At 57.6% G+C, this 19,228-nt stretch carries 18 protein-coding genes and 3 tRNA genes; 13 read left to right on the forward strand and 8 right to left on the reverse strand.

Annotated features, from left to right (window positions below):
• Nucleotides 1-6: 6 nt before the first annotated feature.
• From ACR0JA_RS02230 to ACR0JA_RS02255, 6 genes are all read left to right on the forward strand, one after another.
• Nucleotides 7-1,740, forward strand: coding sequence for a sensor histidine kinase (locus ACR0JA_RS02230; protein ID WP_480569369.1), 1,734 nt, complete (start codon nucleotides 7-9; stop codon nucleotides 1,738-1,740).
• The gene (locus ACR0JA_RS02235) at nucleotides 1,737-2,966 is read left to right on the forward strand and encodes a sigma-54-dependent transcriptional regulator (RefSeq protein WP_480569372.1); all 1,230 of its coding nucleotides are present in this window, start codon (nucleotides 1,737-1,739) and stop codon (nucleotides 2,964-2,966) included. Before ACR0JA_RS02230 ends, ACR0JA_RS02235 begins: the two co-directional genes overlap by 4 nt.
• Nucleotides 2,967-3,328: 362 nt before the next feature.
• Entirely contained in the window at nucleotides 3,329-4,330 is a 1,002-nt protein-coding gene (locus ACR0JA_RS02240; protein ID WP_480569375.1) for a DctP family TRAP transporter solute-binding subunit, read from the forward strand.
• 128 nt (nucleotides 4,331-4,458) lie between these two features.
• Nucleotides 4,459-5,136, forward strand: a complete 678-nt coding sequence (locus ACR0JA_RS02245) for a TRAP transporter small permease (protein ID WP_480569378.1) — start codon at nucleotides 4,459-4,461, stop codon at nucleotides 5,134-5,136.
• Complete coding sequence (locus ACR0JA_RS02250) at nucleotides 5,136-6,512, forward strand: TRAP transporter large permease (RefSeq protein WP_480569381.1); 1,377 nt, start codon at nucleotides 5,136-5,138, stop codon at nucleotides 6,510-6,512. Before ACR0JA_RS02245 ends, ACR0JA_RS02250 begins: the two co-directional genes overlap by 1 nt.
• Nucleotides 6,513-6,664: 152 nt before the next feature.
• Nucleotides 6,665-6,976, forward strand: a complete 312-nt coding sequence (locus ACR0JA_RS02255) for a DMT family transporter (protein WP_480569384.1) — start codon at nucleotides 6,665-6,667, stop codon at nucleotides 6,974-6,976.
• Nucleotides 6,977-6,980: 4 nt separating this feature from the next.
• On the opposite strand, the gene tpiA is transcribed toward ACR0JA_RS02255, so the two are convergent.
• The gene (gene tpiA, locus ACR0JA_RS02260) at nucleotides 6,981-7,730 is read right to left on the reverse strand and encodes a triose-phosphate isomerase (RefSeq protein WP_480569387.1); all 750 of its coding nucleotides are present in this window, start codon (nucleotides 7,728-7,730) and stop codon (nucleotides 6,981-6,983) included.
• Between the two features lie 98 nt (nucleotides 7,731-7,828).
• Between tpiA and ACR0JA_RS02265 the strand changes: the two genes are divergently transcribed.
• A complete protein-coding gene (locus ACR0JA_RS02265; RefSeq protein WP_480569390.1) occupies nucleotides 7,829-8,767 on the forward strand; it encodes an isopenicillin N synthase family dioxygenase in 939 nt (312 codons plus the stop codon).
• Here ACR0JA_RS02265 and ACR0JA_RS02270 read toward each other — a convergent pair.
• Nucleotides 8,764-9,129: a HesB/IscA family protein gene (locus ACR0JA_RS02270; protein ID WP_480569393.1), complete on the reverse strand. Its 366-nt coding sequence runs from the start codon at nucleotides 9,127-9,129 to the stop codon at nucleotides 8,764-8,766. The two genes, ACR0JA_RS02265 and ACR0JA_RS02270, sit on opposite strands and share 4 nt — an antisense overlap.
• Nucleotides 9,130-9,316: 187 nt before the next feature.
• Here ACR0JA_RS02270 and ACR0JA_RS02275 point away from each other — a divergent pair, with 187 nt between their 5' ends.
• Nucleotides 9,317-9,640 carry a hypothetical protein gene (locus ACR0JA_RS02275; protein WP_480569396.1) on the forward strand — a complete coding sequence of 108 codons (324 nt, stop codon included), beginning with the start codon at nucleotides 9,317-9,319 and terminating at the stop codon, nucleotides 9,638-9,640.
• Nucleotides 9,641-9,763: 123 nt separating this feature from the next.
• On the opposite strand, the gene ACR0JA_RS02280 is transcribed toward ACR0JA_RS02275, so the two are convergent.
• From ACR0JA_RS02280 to ACR0JA_RS02295, 4 genes are all read right to left on the reverse strand, one after another.
• Nucleotides 9,764-10,975, reverse strand: coding sequence for a glycerophosphodiester phosphodiesterase family protein (locus ACR0JA_RS02280; RefSeq protein WP_480569399.1), 1,212 nt, complete (start codon nucleotides 10,973-10,975; stop codon nucleotides 9,764-9,766).
• Between the two features lie 119 nt (nucleotides 10,976-11,094).
• Nucleotides 11,095-11,457: an SUF system Fe-S cluster assembly protein gene (locus ACR0JA_RS02285; RefSeq protein WP_480569402.1), complete on the reverse strand. Its 363-nt coding sequence runs from the start codon at nucleotides 11,455-11,457 to the stop codon at nucleotides 11,095-11,097.
• A gap of 96 nt (nucleotides 11,458-11,553) precedes the next feature.
• Nucleotides 11,554-11,832: an NfeD family protein gene (locus ACR0JA_RS02290; RefSeq protein ID WP_480569405.1), complete on the reverse strand. Its 279-nt coding sequence runs from the start codon at nucleotides 11,830-11,832 to the stop codon at nucleotides 11,554-11,556.
• Entirely contained in the window at nucleotides 11,832-12,722 is an 891-nt protein-coding gene (locus ACR0JA_RS02295; protein ID WP_480569408.1) for an SPFH domain-containing protein, read from the reverse strand. Before ACR0JA_RS02295 ends, ACR0JA_RS02290 begins: the two co-directional genes overlap by 1 nt.
• A gap of 239 nt (nucleotides 12,723-12,961) precedes the next feature.
• On the opposite strand from ACR0JA_RS02295, the gene tgt reads away from it, so the two are divergent.
• The 3 genes from tgt (at nucleotide 12,962) to lon (ending at nucleotide 17,207) form a co-directional block, all read left to right on the forward strand.
• Nucleotides 12,962-14,092 carry a tRNA guanosine(34) transglycosylase Tgt gene (tgt, locus tag ACR0JA_RS02300; RefSeq protein ID WP_480569411.1) on the forward strand — a complete coding sequence of 377 codons (1,131 nt, stop codon included), beginning with the start codon at nucleotides 12,962-12,964 and terminating at the stop codon, nucleotides 14,090-14,092.
• Nucleotides 14,093-14,168: 76 nt separating this feature from the next.
• Entirely contained in the window at nucleotides 14,169-14,576 is a 408-nt protein-coding gene (locus tag ACR0JA_RS02305) for a DUF6636 domain-containing protein (RefSeq protein ID WP_480569414.1), read from the forward strand.
• A 222-nt stretch (nucleotides 14,577-14,798) separates the two neighbouring features.
• Entirely contained in the window at nucleotides 14,799-17,207 is a 2,409-nt protein-coding gene (gene lon / locus ACR0JA_RS02310; RefSeq protein WP_480569417.1) for an endopeptidase La, read from the forward strand.
• Between the two features lie 122 nt (nucleotides 17,208-17,329).
• On the opposite strand, the gene ACR0JA_RS02315 is transcribed toward lon, so the two are convergent.
• Together ACR0JA_RS02315 and ACR0JA_RS02320 are read right to left on the reverse strand one after the other, a co-directional pair.
• Entirely contained in the window at nucleotides 17,330-17,896 is a 567-nt protein-coding gene (locus ACR0JA_RS02315; RefSeq protein ID WP_480569420.1) for a hypothetical protein, read from the reverse strand.
• Nucleotides 17,897-18,671: 775 nt separating this feature from the next.
• Nucleotides 18,672-18,746, reverse strand: a tRNA-Val gene (locus ACR0JA_RS02320).
• A gap of 193 nt (nucleotides 18,747-18,939) precedes the next feature.
• On the opposite strand from ACR0JA_RS02320, the gene ACR0JA_RS02325 reads away from it, so the two are divergent.
• Both ACR0JA_RS02325 and ACR0JA_RS02330 read left to right on the forward strand, forming a co-directional pair.
• A tRNA-Asp gene (locus ACR0JA_RS02325) sits at nucleotides 18,940-19,016 on the forward strand.
• Between the two features lie 45 nt (nucleotides 19,017-19,061).
• A tRNA-Asp gene (locus tag ACR0JA_RS02330) sits at nucleotides 19,062-19,138 on the forward strand.
• The last annotated feature ends 90 nt before the right edge of the window (nucleotides 19,139-19,228 follow it).

Genomic DNA, 19,228 nt, shown 5'->3' on the forward strand with positions numbered 1-19,228 from the left:
TTGGTCATGCAACGTGTTTTGGTCATTCTGGCTTTCCTCTGTGCGGTCGCGCTGTTGTCAGCGGCTGTCTGGACCTATGGGTATCGTCAGGCTTTGACGCAGCTGAGCGACAAGGCCGAAGCCGATCTGGAACTGGCAGCCGACCGGCTGAGCACTCAGATGCAGGTCTATCAGGAACTGGCGGTTCTGATGGCAGATCACCCGGATCTGGATGAGCTGGACACTCCAACCCGCCAGCGCGCGGCCGAGGCCGTCTTGTTGGACGTGGCCGATAAAACTGCTGCGGTGAACGTGATGTATCTGGATCGAAACGGTCATGTTTTGGCCGCCGCACAGCCTCTGCCTCGCTCGAATTTGGCTGGTCATCCGGCCTTTGCCCGCGCGTTGCAGGGGGCGATGGGCAGCGCGCATGGAGCATTTCCCGGCAGCGGAGAGAGGACCTATTCTTACGCTGCCCCATCTTTTGGTCCAGACGGGCAGGTCCAAGGCGCGCTGATGGTGGTGGCCGATGTACAGGATGTGGAACAAACCTGGCGCGGCAGTACCGAGGCTGTGTTCTTCACAGATGCCGACGGGGTGGTCTTTATTTCGAACCGGTCCGACCTGCTGTTTTGGAACCGTGCGGACGGGCAACAGGGTCTGACGCCTCCGGGTGGTAACACGGTTGATTTTTCTTCGGATATGGTTGGTCCTCACGAATTGTGGAGCATGGGCTGGGGACGCTACCTGCCGCAGCGCGCGCTGCATCTGATGCTGGATTTGCCGGTGATCGACATGACGGCCGAAGTGCTGGTTGATGTCGCCCCGGCGCGCCAGTTGGCCGGATTGCAAGCGGCGACGGTTGCAGCGCTTTGCCTTGCGTTTGGCGCGCTGCTGTTTCTGGCCACCGAACGCCGGCGTACATTGGCGCAGGCCAATGCGGTGCTGGAAAGTCGTGTGGCCCAGCGTACCCGTGCCTTGACGGTCGCCAACTCGGCCCTGCGTCGCGAGGTTACCGAGCGTGAGGAGGCCGAAGCGGCACTGAAACAGGCCCAGGCCGATCTGGTTCAGGCCGGTAAGCTGAGCGCGTTGGGCAAGATGTCAGCAGGGATCAGTCACGAACTGAATCAGCCGCTGATGGCGATCCGGCAGTTTGCCGACAACGGCTCGGCCTTTCTGGCGCGCGGGAATGAGGGCAAGGCGGGAGAAAACCTGGGGCGGATCTCGGATATGGCTGCGCGTATGGCGCGGATCATCAAGAACCTGCGCGCCTTTGCCCGCAACGAAAGCGAGCCGATGGGGCGGGTCGATCTGGTTCAGGTCCTGAACTCGGCCGTTGAACTGATCGAGACCCGATTGCGGTCCGAAGACGTTGCTCTGGACTGGACGCCACCAAAGGCTCCGGTCTGGGTGTGGGGGGGCGAGGTGCGACTGGTTCAGGTGTTCGTCAACCTGATCAGCAACGCCGCCGACGCGATGGCGGGAAGAAAAGATGCGCGTGTGACGATCACGCTGTCCGATCAGGGCCGGCCAAAGGTGTCGGTCCGCGACACCGGCCCCGGTATCGAAGACCCGGACCGTGTGTTCGAACCGTTCTATACCACCAAATCGGTCGGCAGTTCCGAGGGGATGGGCTTGGGCCTGTCCATTTCCTATGGTCTGGTGCAGAGTTTCGGGGGTGACATTCGCGGTTCAAACACACCCGATGGCGCCGAGTTCACGGTCGAGCTTGACCCCTGTCCCAAGGAAAAAGCCGCATGACCCGCAAGGTTCTTTTGGTCGATGATGATGCTGCGGTACGAGAAGCGTTGGCACAGACGTTGGAGCTTGCGGAATACGAGCCCGTGTCCGCTGGGTCTTTCGTGGCCGCAAAGGACCATATTCGCCGCGATTTCGACGGGGTGATCGTTTCGGACATCAGGATGCCGGGTCGGGACGGCTTTCATCTGTTGACCTACGCGCGCGAGACTGACCCGGAATTGCCCGTCATCTTGTTGACCGGTGAAGGCGACATTCCGATGGCGGTCCAGGCCATGGGGCAGGGTGCTTTCGATTTTCTGGAAAAACCTTGTGCGGCAGAGGATCTGTTGGCGGTCCTCAGGCGCGCGCTGACGGCACGATCCGAGGTGTTGGGGCAAAGGCGGCAAAAGCGGGAACTGGAACGCGGCGACCCGGCCGCGCGTCTGTTGTTTGGTTTGTCGCAAAAGGCCGCCGACCTGCGCACCCGCGTACGCTCGGTCGCGCCGACACGCGCCGAGGTGCTGGTGACCGGACCGGTCGGCAGCGGGATCTCGAAAGTTGCCGAGGTTGTCCATCTGATGTCGCCGGACGGGCAGGGACCCTTTGTCAAACGACCCGCTGCTGGGCTGACAGCCAGTGACCTGACGCAAAGTTGCGAGGACGCGGCTAGGGGGTCCTTGTTTCTGGACGAGGTATCGTCGATGCCCGACGCCACCCAGTTCGCGGCGCTGGATTTGATCGAGCAGGGTGCGCCGGCGCGGATCATTGCCGGGTCAACCGCTGATCTGTCGGCGTTGTCGGAGAGCGGTCAGTTCAACGCGGATCTGTTTTATCGGCTGGATGTCATGCGTGTGCGCATTCCCTCGCTAGCGGAACGGCCCGAGGATATTCCGGTGATTTTCCGCCACTATGTTGCGCAGGCGGCGGAACAGGCGGGGATCGGCGTTCCAGAAATCTCATCGGATCATCTGGCGGCTTTGATGGCGCAGGATTGGCCGGGCAATGCCCGATCGCTGATGTCGGCTGCCATGCGCTTTGTGCTGGGCATGCCCGAAGAGGCCTCAAAGGCCAGTGATTTGGGCCTGAGCGAGCAAATGGCACAGGTCGAGCGGTCGCTGCTGATCGCAGCATTGGGACGGCATAACGGCAAGGCATCAGACGCGGCCAAGGCGCTGAAGCTGCCCAGAAAGACGTTTTATGACAAGCTCGCGCGTTATCACATCAGACCAGAGAATTATCGCCGATAGGTGCTCCCGCCGGTTTACCTGCATTGTCATGCAGGACACCGTTGGGCCGGGCAGCCCGCCGGTGCGGGCTGCGGTCGGCGCTTGCTTTGCCAGTACCGATTCGCCGCATTGATTCGATAAGTGTGCGAAATTTCGCACACGGGCTGGTTTTAGCTGTGCGGATTTTCGCACAGAATTCGGCAGCGGATTCAGAATGATGCAAAATTGTCCGATAAGGTGTTGTTTCTAAACGATAATAAGTCTTATCCGACTTTCCCAAACAAATCGTTGAGGCAAGACCGGCGATTCGTTTCACTTCGCCCAATGCTCACCATCACGAGCGTTCCTTAGTGATTTCAAAGACGTCTGGGAGGAAGAGACAAATGAAATTCCTGACTACAGCCGCCACTGCGCTGGCGCTTAGCGCGACAGCCACCGCTGGCTTTGCGGCCTGCGATGACGGCGAGATCGTCGTCAAGTTCGCGCATGTGACCAACACCGACAAACACCCCAAGGGTATTGCCGCCTCGCTGCTTGAACAGCGCGTCAATGACGAGATGAACGGCGTCATGTGCATGGAGGTCTATCCGAACTCGACACTCTACAATGACGACAAAGTGCTTGAGGCGATGTTGCAGGGCGACGTGCAACTGGCCGCACCGTCGCTGTCTAAGTTTGAGAAGTTCACAAAGCAGTTCCGTCTGTTCGACCTGCCGTTCATGTTCAAGAACATCGATGCTGTGGACGCGTTCCAGGCCTCGGTTGACGGTCAGGCGATGAAAGACAGCATGCAGCGCCGCGGCCTGCAGGGGCTGGCCTTTTGGCACAATGGCATGAAGCAGATGTCAGCCAACAAGCCGCTGGAAACCCCAGCGGATGCGGATGGTCTGAAATTCCGCGTGCAGTCCTCGGACGTTCTGGTGGCCCAGATGGAAGCCATCGGTGGCAGCCCGCAGAAGATGGCGTTCTCGGAAGTTTATGGCGCGCTGCAGCAAGGTGTCGTGGACGGGCAGGAGAACACCTGGTCGAACATCTACGGCAAGAAGTTCTTTGAAGTGCAGGACGGTATCACCGAAACCAATCACGGCATCATCGACTATCTGGTCGTGACATCGGTCGACTGGCTGGACAGCCTGGACCCCGAAGTACGCGACCAGTTCCTGACCATTCTGGGCGAGGTTACCGAGACCCGGAACAAAGAAGCTTTTGCCGTGAATGAGGCTGCCAAAGCCTCGATCACCGATGCGGGCGGCATCATTCGCGAATTGAACCCGGAACAGCGTCAGGCTTGGGTCGATGCGATGAAGCCGGTCTGGGACAAGTTTTCCGATGACGTAGGTCAGGACAAGATTGACGCCGCGCAGGCGATCAACGCCGGGTTCTGATCCCGGTTCAGGCCACGCGTCCGGGGACTGGGGAGTTATCGACGCGTGGGCCGGGCGGGCCGTAAAATGGCCCGCCACCTTAACTCTCATCAATATCGACTCTCATTACAAATTGCGGGGACAGAGAGATGTCTGGTGCGAATTCCGGCCAGGGCGGGCTGGTCGACCATATCGAAGAGACGATGATCGCGTTGCTGTTGGGTTTGATGACGGTTGTCACCTTCGCCAACGTGATCGCGCGGTTCGTTTTCAACTCTAACATTCTTTGGGCGCTGGAGTTGACGGTTTTCACCTTCGGCTGGCTGGTGCTGCTAGGGGCCTCGTACGCGGTTAAGAAACACGCGCATCTGGGGGTGGATGCCATCCTGAACATGCTGGCCCCGGCACCGCGTCGCATTCTGGCGCTTATTGCGGTGGCTTGCTGCCTGGTGTTTTCGCTGCTGCTGCTCAAGGGGTCCTATGATTATTGGGCGGTCTTTGCCGATCTGCCGCCCACCTCGGGCCGCTGGTTCCCCACCGGCTTCGATACCGGCGCGCGCAGTCAGAGCTTTTACGAGGTCGACGACATCCCGATGGTCGCGCCCCTGCGGTTTCTGGAGGACCTGATCAACTACGGCGAGGGGTACGAGAAGCTGCCCAAGGTTATTCCGTATCTGGTGCTACCGGTTTCGATGTTGCTGCTGGTGATCCGCTTTGCACAGGTCGCTGTTCAGATCTGGCGTGGCGAGACCGACCGCCTTGTGGCCAGCCACGAGGTCGAGGACGAGATTGAAGAGGTTCGGGCCCAACAAGGAGGGCACAACTGATGGACGTCGTACTTCTTTTCTCGATGGTCATCGGCCTGCTGCTGATCGGGGTTCCGATTGCGGTCGCGCTTGGCCTCAGTTCGACCCTGTTTCTGTTGATCTATTCCGACAGTTCGCTGGCGTCGGTCGCGGGAACACTGTTCGAAGCCTTCGAGGGGCACTTTACCCTGCTGGCGATCCCATTCTTTATCCTTGCGTCATCGTTCATGACAACAGGTGGCGTGGCGCGGCGGATCATCCGGTTCTCGATTGCCTGTGTCGGGCATCTGCCCGGCGGTCTGGCGATTGCGGGCGTGTTTGCCTGTATGCTGTTTGCGGCGCTTTCGGGGTCATCACCGGCCACCGTGGTTGCCATCGGTTCGATTGTGATCGCTGGCATGCGTCAAGTCGGTTATTCGAAAGAATTCGCCGCCGGTGTGATCTGTAACGCGGGCACGCTGGGCATTTTGATCCCGCCCTCGATTGTGATGGTGGTCTATGCCGCCGCGGTCGAGGTCTCGGTCGGGCGCATGTTCCTTGCGGGCGTCATCCCGGGCCTGATGGCCGGGCTGATGCTGATGGTCACGATCTATGTCATGGCCAAGGTCAAGAATCTGCCCAAGGGCGACTGGAAGGGCTGGGGCGAGGTCTTCACTTCGGCGCGCGAGGCCGGTTGGGGCCTGTTCCTGATCGTGATTATTCTGGGCGGTATCTATGGCGGGATCTTCACCCCGACCGAGGCCGCAGCGGTTGCCGCTGTCTATGCGTTCCTGATCGCCAGCTTTGTTTACAAGGACATGGGGCCGCTCAGCACCGATGGGGATGCGCAGAACATTCCGCTGATCAAGAAACCCTATGCGCTGGTCACGGCCTTTTTCCACCCCGATACCAAGCACACGCTGTTTGAGGCTGGTAAGCTGACCGTTACGCTGCTGTTCGTGATCGCCAACGCGCTGATCCTGAAACACGTGCTGACGGACGAGCAGGTGCCGCAGCACATCGCCAGCGCCATGCTGTCGGCGGGTCTGGGGCCGGTGACTTTCCTGATCGTGGTAAACGTGATCTTGCTGATCGGCGGTCAGTTCATGGAACCCTCGGGACTGCTGGTCATCGTGGCGCCACTGGTGTTCCCGATCGCAATCGAACTGGGTATCGACCCGATCCATCTGGGCATCATCATGGTGGTCAACATGGAGATCGGGATGATCACGCCTCCGGTCGGGTTGAACCTCTTTGTCACCTCGGGCGTGGCCGGGATGCCGATGATGGGCGTAGTCAAGGCGGCGCTGCCGTTCCTGGCGGTCCTCTTCGTCTTCCTGATCATGGTGACGTATATTCCGTGGATCTCGACCTTCCTGCCCAATACGTTCATGGGGCCCGAGATCATAACGAACTAGCCTGTGTAAATGGGTGCAAGCCGGGCGTTTTTCAGCGCCCGGTTTTTTTGTGTCTTGAATTTACTTAATGGCCTCTTATCTCAGGCGCTGAGGACGACCTCTCCACAATGGATGATCATTCGGGACGACCCGAACTGACATGAGGTGCCTCAATGTCCTGGATATATCTGTTGTTTGCCGGCCTGCTGGAAATTGTCTGGGCTGTTGCGATGAAGCAATCGGCGGGGTTCACACGTCTGTGGCCGACATTGGTGATGGGCGTGTCGATGATCGGATCGTTCGGTCTGCTGGCTTTGGCGATGCGCGCTTTGCCATTGGGCACGGCCTATGTGATCTGGACCGGAATCGGAGCCGTCGGTGCGTTTCTGGTCGGCATCACGTTTTTGGGTGAGGCCGTGACCGCCGCACGTGTCTTTGCGGCGGCCCTGATCGTGGCAGGAATGATCACGATGAAACTGGCCTGAGCTTTCAGACGCTCTCGAGCGCGGAAATAATGCCCGAGAAGTCGGCAGCCTTGAGGCTTGCGCCGCCAACCAATGCGCCGTCGACATTCGACACGCCAAAGATCTCGGACGCGTTCGAAGGTTTCACCGAACCGCCATAGAGCAAGCGGACCGACCGGCCCACGCCCTCGCCGAACCGGCGTTCGAGGCGGGCGCGGATGAAGTCGTGTACTTCACCGATCTGATCCAGCGTTGGCACCTTGCCGGTGCCGATGGCCCAGATCGGTTCATAGGCAACGACCAGGTTCTCTCCGGTCGATTGATCGGGGATCGATCCGGACATCTGACCGCCAATGATGTCCAGCGTGTTGGCGGCCTCGCGCTGTTCAAGGCTTTCACCGACGCAAATGATTGCCGTCAGCCCGGCATCCATCGCGGCGCGGGCCTTGGCCCGGATTGCTTCGTCCTGTTCGCCATGATCCTGACGGCGCTCGGAATGGCCAAGGATCACATAGTCCGCGCCCGCATCCTTGAGCATGTCGGCGCTGATGTCACCTGTATGCGCACCCGACGCTTCTGCGTGGCAATCCTGGCCACCGGTCGCAATGCCGCTGTCTGCAAGGCTAAGCCTGGCCCGATGCATCAGCGTCGCTGGGGGGCAGATCAGGATATCGATCGGCGCTGAAGGATGCGCTTTGGAGAGAAGTTCCAACTTGGCCAGCGCGGCCCCGGTTCCGTTCATTTTCCAGTTGCCCGCTGCAAGTTTGCGCCGCATCTTCGCCTCTCTGATATAGTGGTATGTCCCGTTCCAGTTAACATCCCCGACAGACGCTTACAATTCCGCTTGCGAAGCCCGGAGCGGACAGGCAGGTAATGCGCGCAACAAACGGGCGCGACATGATCGAAAACCTCAACCTCCGGAAACTTGATCAACGGGATCGGGCCGAACTGGCCAAACTGGCGCAAAGCGTGCGGGATGTCGGGTTTCTGACCGTCAGCGAGACGGGGCTGGATGCGGATCGGATCAATTCGGTATTCGATGCGTATCGCGCTTTTTTTCGGTTGCCCGAAGCAGAAAAGCGCATTGTCGACATGTCCCGGACCGGAGCGAACCGGGGCTGGGGCGCCAAGCAGTCTGAGCAGGTCGATCCGAATGCCAATCCCGACTTCAAAGAGGTATTCGACTGCGGTTTTGAGTTGCCGGCCCATCACTCATATGCAGCGCGTGGGTTAAGCGTCTATGCCCCGAACCTTTGGCCCGATAGCCCGGTGGGCTTTCGCGAGACGATACAAGCTTACTATGCAGATGCCTGCGGCGTTGCCATGCGTGTGCTGCGTTCCATTGCGGTGGCGTTGGGCAAAGACGCGGGCAGCTTTGACCGGGCTTTTGATGCGCCGATGGCGCTGTTGCGCGGCAACTATTACCCGAAAAGGCCGTACTGGGCCGGAGAGAAAGATTTCGGGATCGCGGAACACACTGATTATGGCTGTCTGACGCTGCTTGCAACCGATGGAGCACCGGGGCTTGAGGTCCGTATGCCGGACGGGTCATGGCAGTCGGTTCTCGCCGCGCCGGGCCGGTTCGTTATCAATTTTGGCGAAATGCTCGAGTTCTGGACTGCGGGGCAGGCCAAAGCAACGCTCCACCGCGTCAAAGGCGGCGCGCAAGAGAGGTTGTCGATCCCGCTATTCTTCAACCCGTCCTATGACACGAACGTGGCCCCGCCAGATACCGGCCAGATGATCGCGGCCGGCGAACATCTGACCCGCCGGTTCAATGAGACCTACGTTCATCTGAAAAAGGCGTCTTAGCGCTGGGGTGCAAGGCTTTCGTCGAATTTGATGGATTCACCACAGCCGCACGCATCAACCACATTGGGATTGCGGAACTTGAAACCGGATTCCAGCAGCGAGACTTCGTAGTCGATCTCGGTCCCGAACAAGAACATCTGCGCCACTGGGGCAATTATGACCCGGGCACCATCCTGTTCGACAACCTCGTCATTGGGGTCTGCCTGATCGACATAGTCCATGGTGTATTCCATGCCTGCACATCCGCCCTTCTTGACGCCAATGCGCAGACCGGCATGGCCGCCTGATTGCATCAGGCGAACAATCTGCTCGGCGGCCTTGGGTGTCATGGTCACGGCCTGCTTGCCGGGAATGCCAAACATTAAGAGACTCCGTTTTCTCGCGCTGACACCTAATCTAAGGCCGACAGCGGGCAGGCTCAAGAGAGGGGCGGCCAAAGCACGCAACAATTCTGCGAGGATACGCGCCGTTCGACTTGCCTCAAACCCGTGAATGACCATAGCCTGCCAAAAGTTTCGAACCCTTTTCAATGACCAAGGTGGAGTGATGATGGCTATCCTAAAACGAGCGTTTAACGCCTTTGCGGCCGCAACTGTCGGGCTGGTGGGCCTGACACAACCCGTGATCGCAGAAACCGAGCGGCACCCCGTTAATTGCTCGACCGCGGAGGGCGATTTGCGCGCTATCGCAGCCGAGAAGAAACATGCGGAAGATCAGCAGGTTGAAAGCGTTATCTCTATCACTCCGGCTGGTGCGCTGCTTGGATTGGCGACAGGGACCGAGAACAAGCGGCTCAAGATGCTGTCTGGCGACTATATCAAGCAGCTGGACGACCGCGCGGCAGAGATCAAATCGACCTGCAACGTGAATTAGCGCGCAGCATGGTCGGGATTTTGGCATCGATCCAGCCCAAGATGCGGCTCTTGCCAAAGAAAATGGACCGCCCTCGGGCAAGGGCGGTCCAGGATGGGCCAAGCTTTCATGGGGGCGGCTTGTTTATAGGCCCATGCAGTTCGCGTAGTAGGTGACTGTCGCGGGCCAGTCCGAGAAAACGCCCTCGACGCCTACATCCTGTGCCAGCACGTGCAGCAATTGGTAATACATGCTGTCATCCGCTGTCACATCCGCAAGCGACTGGAAGTACCAGCCACCGCCGGTTGACAGCGGCCCTGAGCGTTCCAGCGTCCAGGTGATCAGTTTCAGACCGGCCTCTTTGGCTTGCTTCGCCCAGACCGAGGGAACAATCTCACCGTTTTCCGCCGTGACCAGCATCCACATCGGCGGCGCGATATAGTTGACACCTTTGGCTTGTAATTCCTTGAAATCATGCGGAAAGGTCGCCGGGTCGTTGGGGGCGAAGCCATCAATATTGTATGAGTCGTCCAGGAAAACGGCCTGCTTTCCGAACTCTGGCTCGGCCTCGATCCAGTACAAAACATCATCAAGGTTGAAGCTTTGCGCCCAAACATCCGAGGCGGGGATACCGGCGGCCTTGTATTCGTCAACCAGCTTTTGCGCATAGTCCTGCTGGCTGAACCCGTTGAACGGCATTTCAACCGATGGCGATTTCAGCTCAGGCGTAAATTTGACCCCCAGATCGCGGAACAGTGCGATGGATTCGGCGTGGGTCATGGTGCGGGCGTCATCCACAAACAAGGTGGTGCGCCAGCCCGCGACACCTGCCTGATAGTCTTGCGGAGTTGTGGCGGATTTGTCGGCACTGTCCATTTTTGGGGTCAGCGTTCTGAACTGTGCCAGTGTCAGGTCAGATGTCCGGCATTCGGCCTGTGCCTCGGTCTCTCCTTCGGCGGGCGCGAATGGAACCACGCAGGTATCAGCCAGATCGCTGGTCAGAATATTTGTCGTTGTATGAAGGTCGTTCTGCGCGTGGCGGCAGACCAGTTCGTGATCCTTGGTAAAGGTCACGTCGCATTCCAGAATTCCGGCCCCCATACGCGCTGCTGCAACGTTGGATTCGACCGTATGTTCCGGGAACAGCAACGGCGCGCCGCGATGGCCGATCGAAAACTCCGAGGCTTTCGGAGTCTGAGCGGCGCAGGCTTGCAGCGTCGATTTCAGCTCACCCTCGGGCAGTTTGTCGATCAAGTATGCCGGGCGCGGGCCATAGCTGATCTGTGGGGCGACACCGTTGGCCACAGCGATCGTGGGCAGCAATAGGGCGGCGCAAAAGGTTGGTAAACGCATCATAATCTCCGGTCAGTCTGCGAGGGCGTTCTGGCCCAGCAATGTGACGTCCCGAAAACGGTTGCGTAACAATCAACACACTGTTTTGTAACAGCGAAGCGAATTCTGTGGATAAGTCTGGATTACATGAAGCCCAGTTCAAGCCGGGCTTCGTCCGACATCATTTCCATGCCCCAGGGGGGCTCCCATGTCAGTTGGACGTCAACCTCTTTGACGCCAGCAACAGGTTCAACTGCCTCGACGATCCAGCCGGGCATCTCACCCGCAACCGGGCAACCCGGTGCGGTCAGGGTCATGATGACCTTCACGGCGTTCTCATCGCTGATCTCGATGGTGTAGATCAGACCCAGATCGTAGATATTGACCGGAATTTCGGGGTCAAAGACCGTGCGGCAGGCGTCGACGATCGAATCGTACAACGGGTGTTCGATCGTTGAAGGTGCAATCAGGGGCGTGCCTTCAAGATGTTCGCTGGGGTGAGTCATTGATGCCTCGGGTCTGTTACCTGACGGATTATATAGGGAAAGCATCCACCAGCGTCCAGAGGTGCGGTGGCGCCTTGTAGCAGGCACCAACCGCGCTTAGTCGTTTATGTCACGGTCGAAGGTTTTTACCTGACCGTGGGGTGAGGCAAACATCCGGCGCAGACACAGCCATGCAGCCAGCGACAGTATTGCAAAGATCAGCATCAGTGCCGGTAGGACAGGCGTTACGCCCGGGATCAGCAGCAAGATACCGGTGATGGCCGCGCCGATCGCAAAACCCAGAAAGATGAAACCCGGCAGCACCACCTCGAGGATCGCCAGAACCAGCGCTGCCGCCAGCCAGATCCACCAGGTCAGCCAGTAGGGATCGGCCATTACTTGTTTCCTTTCAGCATGTTGAAGGCGTTTCCGAAAGCTTCGATCGCGTTGGCAGGAACAACGATGGTCTGTGATCCCGATCCGCCGCCGAGCGCGTTCAGCGATTCAACCTGTTTCAGGGCGACTTGGTATTGCGCGGCCTCAAGGCCGTTGTCCTGAATGGCCTTGGCGACCACTTCGGTGGCATAGGCCTCGGCTTCGGCCTGAATGCGGCGGGCCTTGGCGGTCTGCTCGGCGGCATAAAGCTCGGCATCGGCCTGAAGCTCGACGGCGCGTTTCTGGCCCTCAGCCTCGGTCACCTGCGCGCGGCGCGCGCGTTCGGCGTTGAGCTGTTGCAACATGGCGTCACGGGTGGCCTGATCCAGATTCACGTCCAGAATTTCGGCGCGCGTCACCTCGATGCCCCAATCATCAACGGCGGTCTCGACACTTTCCTGGATGCGTTCGATCAGTTGGGCGCGGTTGGATTGCACCTCGTCCAGATCCATTTTGCCGATCTCGGCGCGGACGATACCGGCCACAGTGGTGGCAATAGCGCCGTCAACGTCGCGGATACGGTACACCGTCTTTTCGGGTTCCAGAATGCGGTAAAAGACCGAGGTGTCGATCTGCACCAGAACGTTGTCCTTGGTGATGGCGTCCTGTGTCGCGTTAGGAAGCTGGCGTTCCAAAATGGATATCTTATGGCGTGCAACATCCAGAAACGGAACGATAAAGTTGATGCCAGGGCCAAGAACCGAGTGCAACCGGCCGAACCGTTCAACCACGTATTTCTCGGATTGCGGTACGATTTTGATGCCTTTGAAAATGACGGCGATAATGAAGGCCGCCGCAAGCAAATATATAATGTTCGAAGTAAGCAGGCCGATAATCTGTTCTTCGGTCATTTCTGTCCTCTGTTATTGTGTACTGTGGTATACATGTGGGGATTGAGTCGCCCGATTTCAACTCTGGTATGGCGTGCGGTGCTCGCGATGCAAACTTTTGGGACCGCCGACGCGGCCTTAATTGGGCGCTGTGACCGCTTTGCACCCTGTTTCGACGCCCCGCAACGTGTGTCTGACGGGTTGCAATGCCCGGGCGGATCAGGCAAATGCTGCCCGGTTCCGCGACCCGAGGCGTATAGATGACCGACCGTTTCTCGTTTGATCTGAAAGCAACCGATGGCAAGGCCCGTACAGGAGTGATCCATACGCCGCGCGGGGATGTGCGCACACCTGCCTTTATGCCTGTGGGCACCGCAGCCACGGTAAAGGCAATGATGCCCGAAAGCGTGCGCGCCACCGGTGCTGACATCCTGCTGGGGAACACATACCATCTGATGCTGCGCCCAACGGCCGAGCGGATTGATCGTCTGGGTGGTTTGCACAAGTTCATGAACTGGGAGCGGCCGATCCTGACCGACTCGGGCGGGTTTCAGGTGATGTCGCTGGCCGGGTTGCGTAAGCTGACCGAGAAGGGCGTGACCTTCAAATCGCACATTGACGGGTCCAGCCACGAACTGACGCCGGAACGGTCGATGGAGATTCAACGGCTTTTGGGGTCGGACATCGTCATGTGTTTTGACGAATGCCCGGCACTGCCTGCCGACCGCGACCGCATCGCCGAGTCGATGCGCCTGTCGATGCGGTGGGCGGAACGGTCGCGCGAGGCATTCGGCGATCGCCCAGGCCATGCGCTGTTTGGCATCATGCAGGGCGGGCTGGAGCAGGATCTGCGCGAAGAAAGCGCTGAGGCCCTGAAATCCATCGGGTTCGAAGGCTATGCCGTCGGTGGTCTGGCCGTGGGCGAGGGGCAGGAGGCCATGTTCGGCTGCCTCGACTATGCGCCCGATTATCTGCCGAGCGACAAGCCGCGCTATCTCATGGGTGTCGGCAAACCCGATGATATCGTCGGTGCCGTTGCGCGCGGGATCGACATGATGGACTGCGTATTGCCGTCGCGTTCGGGCCGAACCGGGCAAGTGTTCACGCGTCACGGTGTTGTGAACATCAAGAACGCGCGCCACGCCGACGATCCGCGCCCGCTGGACGAAAGTTGTTCATGCCCGGCTTGTTCGAACTATTCCCGCGCCTATCTGCATCATGTTTTCCGCTCGAACGAGATGATCTCGGGCATGCTACTGACCTGGCACAATCTGCATTACTTCCAGGAAATCATGCAGGGAATGCGTGACGCCATCGCGGCCGGAACGTTCGCAGATTGGCAGGCCAATTTTCATGCGCAGCGCGCTCAGGGCGATATCGAGCCTTTGTAGGCCGGTGACAAAATTTTCGAATTTTGCTAGTCTCAGCGGATTAGATCAGTGAATTTGCGTGTGTCAGGAGGATATTGTGCCTCGCTTGATTGTTTTGTTTTCCATTTTTTTCGCCCCGTTCGCATATGCAGATGTCTGGACGTTTGAAACGCCGTCCGAAAACATCCAATGCGTTGTCGGCCACGGACCATCATCGTCGGATATCGAATGCAGAATAATCGAACGTCACGGTGCCCCGGCCTTGCCGCGCCCGGCAAACTGCGCTTCGGATTGGGGTCACTCTTTCCTTATGTTCGACACTGGCCCGGTTCAGATGCTGTGCCAGCCGCTCAGCCGCGATCGCAGCGGTTATGAGCGAGCCGAATATGGCGTGACCGGAGAGTTTGGCGGCTTTGTCTGTCACTCGTCCCGAAATGGACTGGATTGTCGCAACCGGGACGGGCACGGGTTCTTCCTGTCTAGGGCGGTTCAGAGGGTATTCTGACGCGATGAAGGCGAACTCTGTATCGCTGTGACATAAAATCGGTGGATATGTTTGCGCGACGCCTTGCAGTCGCCTGTGCCTCGGGTCATTCTGATCCGCGAATGATGATGGTGAGGTTGAAATGTGGTGCAAACCGCCCCACCTTTGCCGTCCAAGACAGGAGACAGCCAATGGTTGCCTGAACAGGGACCTGCGCCGTCTTGCCAATGATAAGGATTGAGCATGCAAGAGCCTCTGAATTCCTCGTACCCCGTCCTGCCGCTGCGCGACATTGTGGTGTTCCCGCATATGATCGTGCCGCTGTTCGTGGGCCGTGACAAATCGGTCCGCGCGCTGGAAGAGGTGATGCAGGATGACAAGCAAATTCTGTTGTCCAGCCAGATCGACCCCGGCGTCGATGACCCGGAAATTGACGGTATCTACCGGTCCGGCGTTCTGGCCAATGTGCTGCAACTGCTGAAATTGCCCGATGGCACCGTCAAGGTGCTGGTCGAGGGGCAGGCGCGGGTACAGATCACGGAATTCCTTGAAAACGAAGATTTCTTCGAAGCCCGCGCCGAGTATCTGACCGAGATCCCGGGAGACGTGACCACAACCGAGGCGCTGTTGCGAACCGTCGCGGACGAGTTCGAACGCTATGCCAAAGTGCGCAAGAATATCCCCGAAGAGGCTTTGGCCGCCGTTGGCGAGACCACCGAGCCAGCCAAGCTTGCCGATCTGGTCTCGGGCCATCTGGGCATCGAGGTCGAACAAAAGCAGGAACTGCTTGAGACGCTTTCGGTCAGCGAGCGGCTGGAAAAGGTCTATGGGCTTATGCAGGGCGAAATGTCGGTTCTGCAGGTTGAGAAAAAGATCAAGACCCGCGTCAAGTCGCAGATGGAGAAGACCCAGCGCGAGTACTATCTGAATGAGCAGATGAAGGCCATTCAGAAGGAGCTTGGCGATGGTGAGGACGGCAGCAACGAGGTTGCCGAACTGGAAGCCAAGATCGCCGAGACCAAACTGTCGAAAGAGGCGCGCGAGAAGGTTGAAGGCGAGCTGAAAAAGCTCAAGAACATGTCGCCCATGTCTGCCGAAGCAACGGTTGTGCGCAACTACTTGGACTGGATTCTGGCTCTGCCATGGGGCACCAAGTCCCGCGTTAAAAAGGATCTGGGCCGGGCGCAGGACATTTTGGACGCCGATCACTATGGGCTTGAGAAGGTCAAAGAGCGGATCGTCGAATATCTGGCGGTTCAACAGCGTTCGAAAAAGCTGAAAGGCCCGATCCTGTGCCTTGTTGGCCCTCCGGGCGTGGGTAAAACCTCGCTGGGTAAATCGGTTGCCAAAGCCACGGGGCGGGAGTTCATTCGCATCTCGCTGGGCGGCGTACGCGATGAATCCGAAATTCGAGGCCACCGCCGGACTTATATCGGTTCGATGCCCGGTAAGATCATTCAAGCGCTGAAAAAGGCAAAGACCACCAACCCGCTCATCCTGCTCGACGAGATCGACAAGATGGGACAGGACTTCCGTGGCGATCCGGCCTCGGCAATGCTCGAGGTGTTGGATCCGGAACAGAACAATACGTTCATGGACCACTACCTGGAGGTCGAATATGACCTTTCGAACGTGATGTTCCTGACCACCTCGAACAGCTATAATATGCCCGGCCCTCTGCTGGACCGGATGGAAATCATCCCGCTGGCCGGCTACACCGAGGACGAAAAGCGCGAGATCGCCAAGCAGCATCTGATCAGCAAACAGATCAAGAACCATGGCCTGAAGGCCAAGGAATTTGAGCTGACCGATGAGGCGTTGCAATCGATCATCCGTACCTACACTCGTGAGGCAGGTGTACGGAACCTTGAGCGTGAGATTGCCAAAGTGGCGCGGAAATCTCTGACAAAGATCATCAAGAAAGAGGCGGAAACTGTTGAAGTTACGCCGGAAAATCTTGATGACTTCCTGGGTGTGCCAAAGTTCCGCTATGGTCTGGCCGAGCAGGACGATCAGGTTGGAGTTGTCACCGGTCTGGCCTGGACTTCGGTGGGCGGCGACCTGCTGCATATCGAGGCTCTGAAACTGCCCGGCAAGGGGCGGATGAAGACCACCGGCAAGCTGGGTGACGTGATGAAGGAATCCATCGACGCGGCGTCGTCCTACGTGCGGTCCATTTCGCCTCAGATCGGAGTGAAACCCCCGCAGTTCGACAAGATCGACATCCACGTGCATGTGCCCGATGGCGCCACGCCCAAAGACGGCCCATCAGCCGGTCTGGCGATGGTGACGTCGATCGTTTCGGTCCTGACCGGCATCCCGGTGCGCAAAGATATCGCCATGACTGGCGAGGTCTCACTGCGTGGCAACGCGATGCCGATTGGTGGTTTGAAAGAGAAACTGCTGGCAGCTCTGCGCGGCGGCATCAAGACGGTTCTGATCCCCGAGGAAAACGAAAAGGACCTGGCGGAAATCCCGGATAACGTCAAGGAAGGTCTCGAGATCATTGCCGTCAAGCATGTCTCGGAAGTTCTTGAGCATTCTCTGGTCCGCGAGCCTGAACCGATTGAGTGGGACGAGGCGGCCGAAGAGGCCGCCGCAGCAGCGGCCAAAACGTCTGAAAGTGCCGGTCCTTCGGCCACGGCGCACTGACCTAAGCTGAACTCTTCAATAGCTGAACACATCAAAAGGCGGGGTATTCACCTCGCCTTTTTCTGAGGGCATTTCGGAGCGAACTCATTTAGGCGACAAACGTTCTCGTTAAATTTAACATACTACACTTCGGAATTGAAAAGCCTTTTCATCGCGGAAAAGAAAGAAAGTCGGGAACTAGACGGGCGAAGAGAATTTAGCCAGTTTCTAGTTTTCCTGTCCAATTGTACGTCATTGGCCAAAAGGCCTCTGATCAAATTGCCAAGACGATCTTGATCTATTGAGACTATGTCAGAAACGTCACCGCTGAAATCGGGCTTGTCTGCAAGTTCGCCACGTTCAAGTCGGCCATAGTCGTATTCCGGAAAAACGATCCCATAACGGTGACGGAGTTCGAGCGATCCGATACTATTGTAGTTTGCATAGTCGCGTATCGCTGGCTGCAATTCTGGTTTTGGAAAATCGCCGCTTTTCTCAACTACGCGTAGCGCTTGTATTATGCTAGAAGTTTGCTTGTTAAAGATATCATCTTGATCACTAAAGAACCTTCTTCGAAATTGTTGCAGGAATAGCATACTTTCGGCGGATATAGATTCATTACTAGTTTTGCGCGTGGACAGCGGAAGGTCCTCAAGCGCGATTTTAGGCACAGCCTGAGACATGAAGTCTGAAAAGATATCCTCCCCCACCAGGAGTTTCCTGTCGAACAACCGGACTGAAATCTTGGAGTCGGGAAACGTGGCGGCATAAGCGTCCGGTATCTGGTGAAACCCCATCGCAACGGGTGGATGAACAAGCGAAGATGCTTTCAGTCTCTGCTACACTCCCGAAAGGTAGTAGTTCGAAGGAGACCGAACATATCCAATGAAACTTAAATCCTCGACTTTAAATCGCCTAAAGAGCTTAGCGAGCGTTTCGAGCCAACATTGCTTGCTTCCAACCGCCCATAGGTACTCAGAAGAGAGGATGAGGTACTTTGCTCTTCGATTTGAGATTTGCCATTCTAGTTGGTTGAGAAAGGCCGTAACCCGGGCGTTGTGTTCCGCTTCGGTAAAACGTCGAAAACTTCGTGGTCCGACATCGTATGGGCGTATAGCACCCGCCAGGAGACCGTGATTAAATCCTTTCCCTATGCCCGGGTCAGGAATTGGATAAAGAATACCATGTTCAAAGAGCCTTTCCTTTGTATCAAAGAGCTGGTTTTGAAGAGCCGTGCTGCCGGTTTTCGGCATTCCTATGTGGACTATTGTTTTCATGCGCGAAAGGTTATTACATCTTTGAATTCGCAGACCTTCTGAGCCACGTCTTCATTTGATCGCGAGATCAAATAAGCGGAGCAAACATGTTGGCCAAGAGCTGCATTAATTGCTGGCAATTTGTTATTCGCAGACTGAAAGCGATTTGCGTAATAAACTACTTGTCTTTCGTCAGTTTGTCACTCTGAATCAAAGTGTTCCGATTGAATGGTGGGTGATAAGAGATTTGAACTCCTGACATCTTCGATGTGAACGAAGCGCTCTACCACTGAGCTAATCACCCGTGAGGCGGGGTCTTACAGGCTCTGACCATTCGCTGCAAGGGGGGTGAGCATGATTGATGGGCGCAAATCCCTGCATCAAAAGCAGGGGCGGCAGGAAAAATTCGAAAAGCGGAAAAAACTTGAAAACGCCGCTTGACGCTGCCCGAGCGTAGCCATAATACACCCCAACGTTCCATCGGGAACGGGCAGCGGGCGGTTGTAGCTCAGTTGGTTAGAGTACCGGCCTGTCACGCCGGGGGTCGCGGGTTCGAGCCCCGTCAACCGCGCCATCGCTGCAATCCTTGGTCCAGGGCAAAGGCCACAAAAAAAGATGCGCGGTTGTAGCTCAGTTGGTTAGAGTACCGGCCTGTCACGCCGGGGGTCGCGGGTTCGAGCCCCGTCAACCGCGCCATTTTTCCCAAAGATTGCCCAGCCTCAATGCCTCTGCGATTTGGCTTCGGTGTTGGCTGTCAGTAGGTGTCGGCAATAAACCGTTCGTTCA

This window comes from Ruegeria sp. AM4 (genome assembly GCF_056540665.1).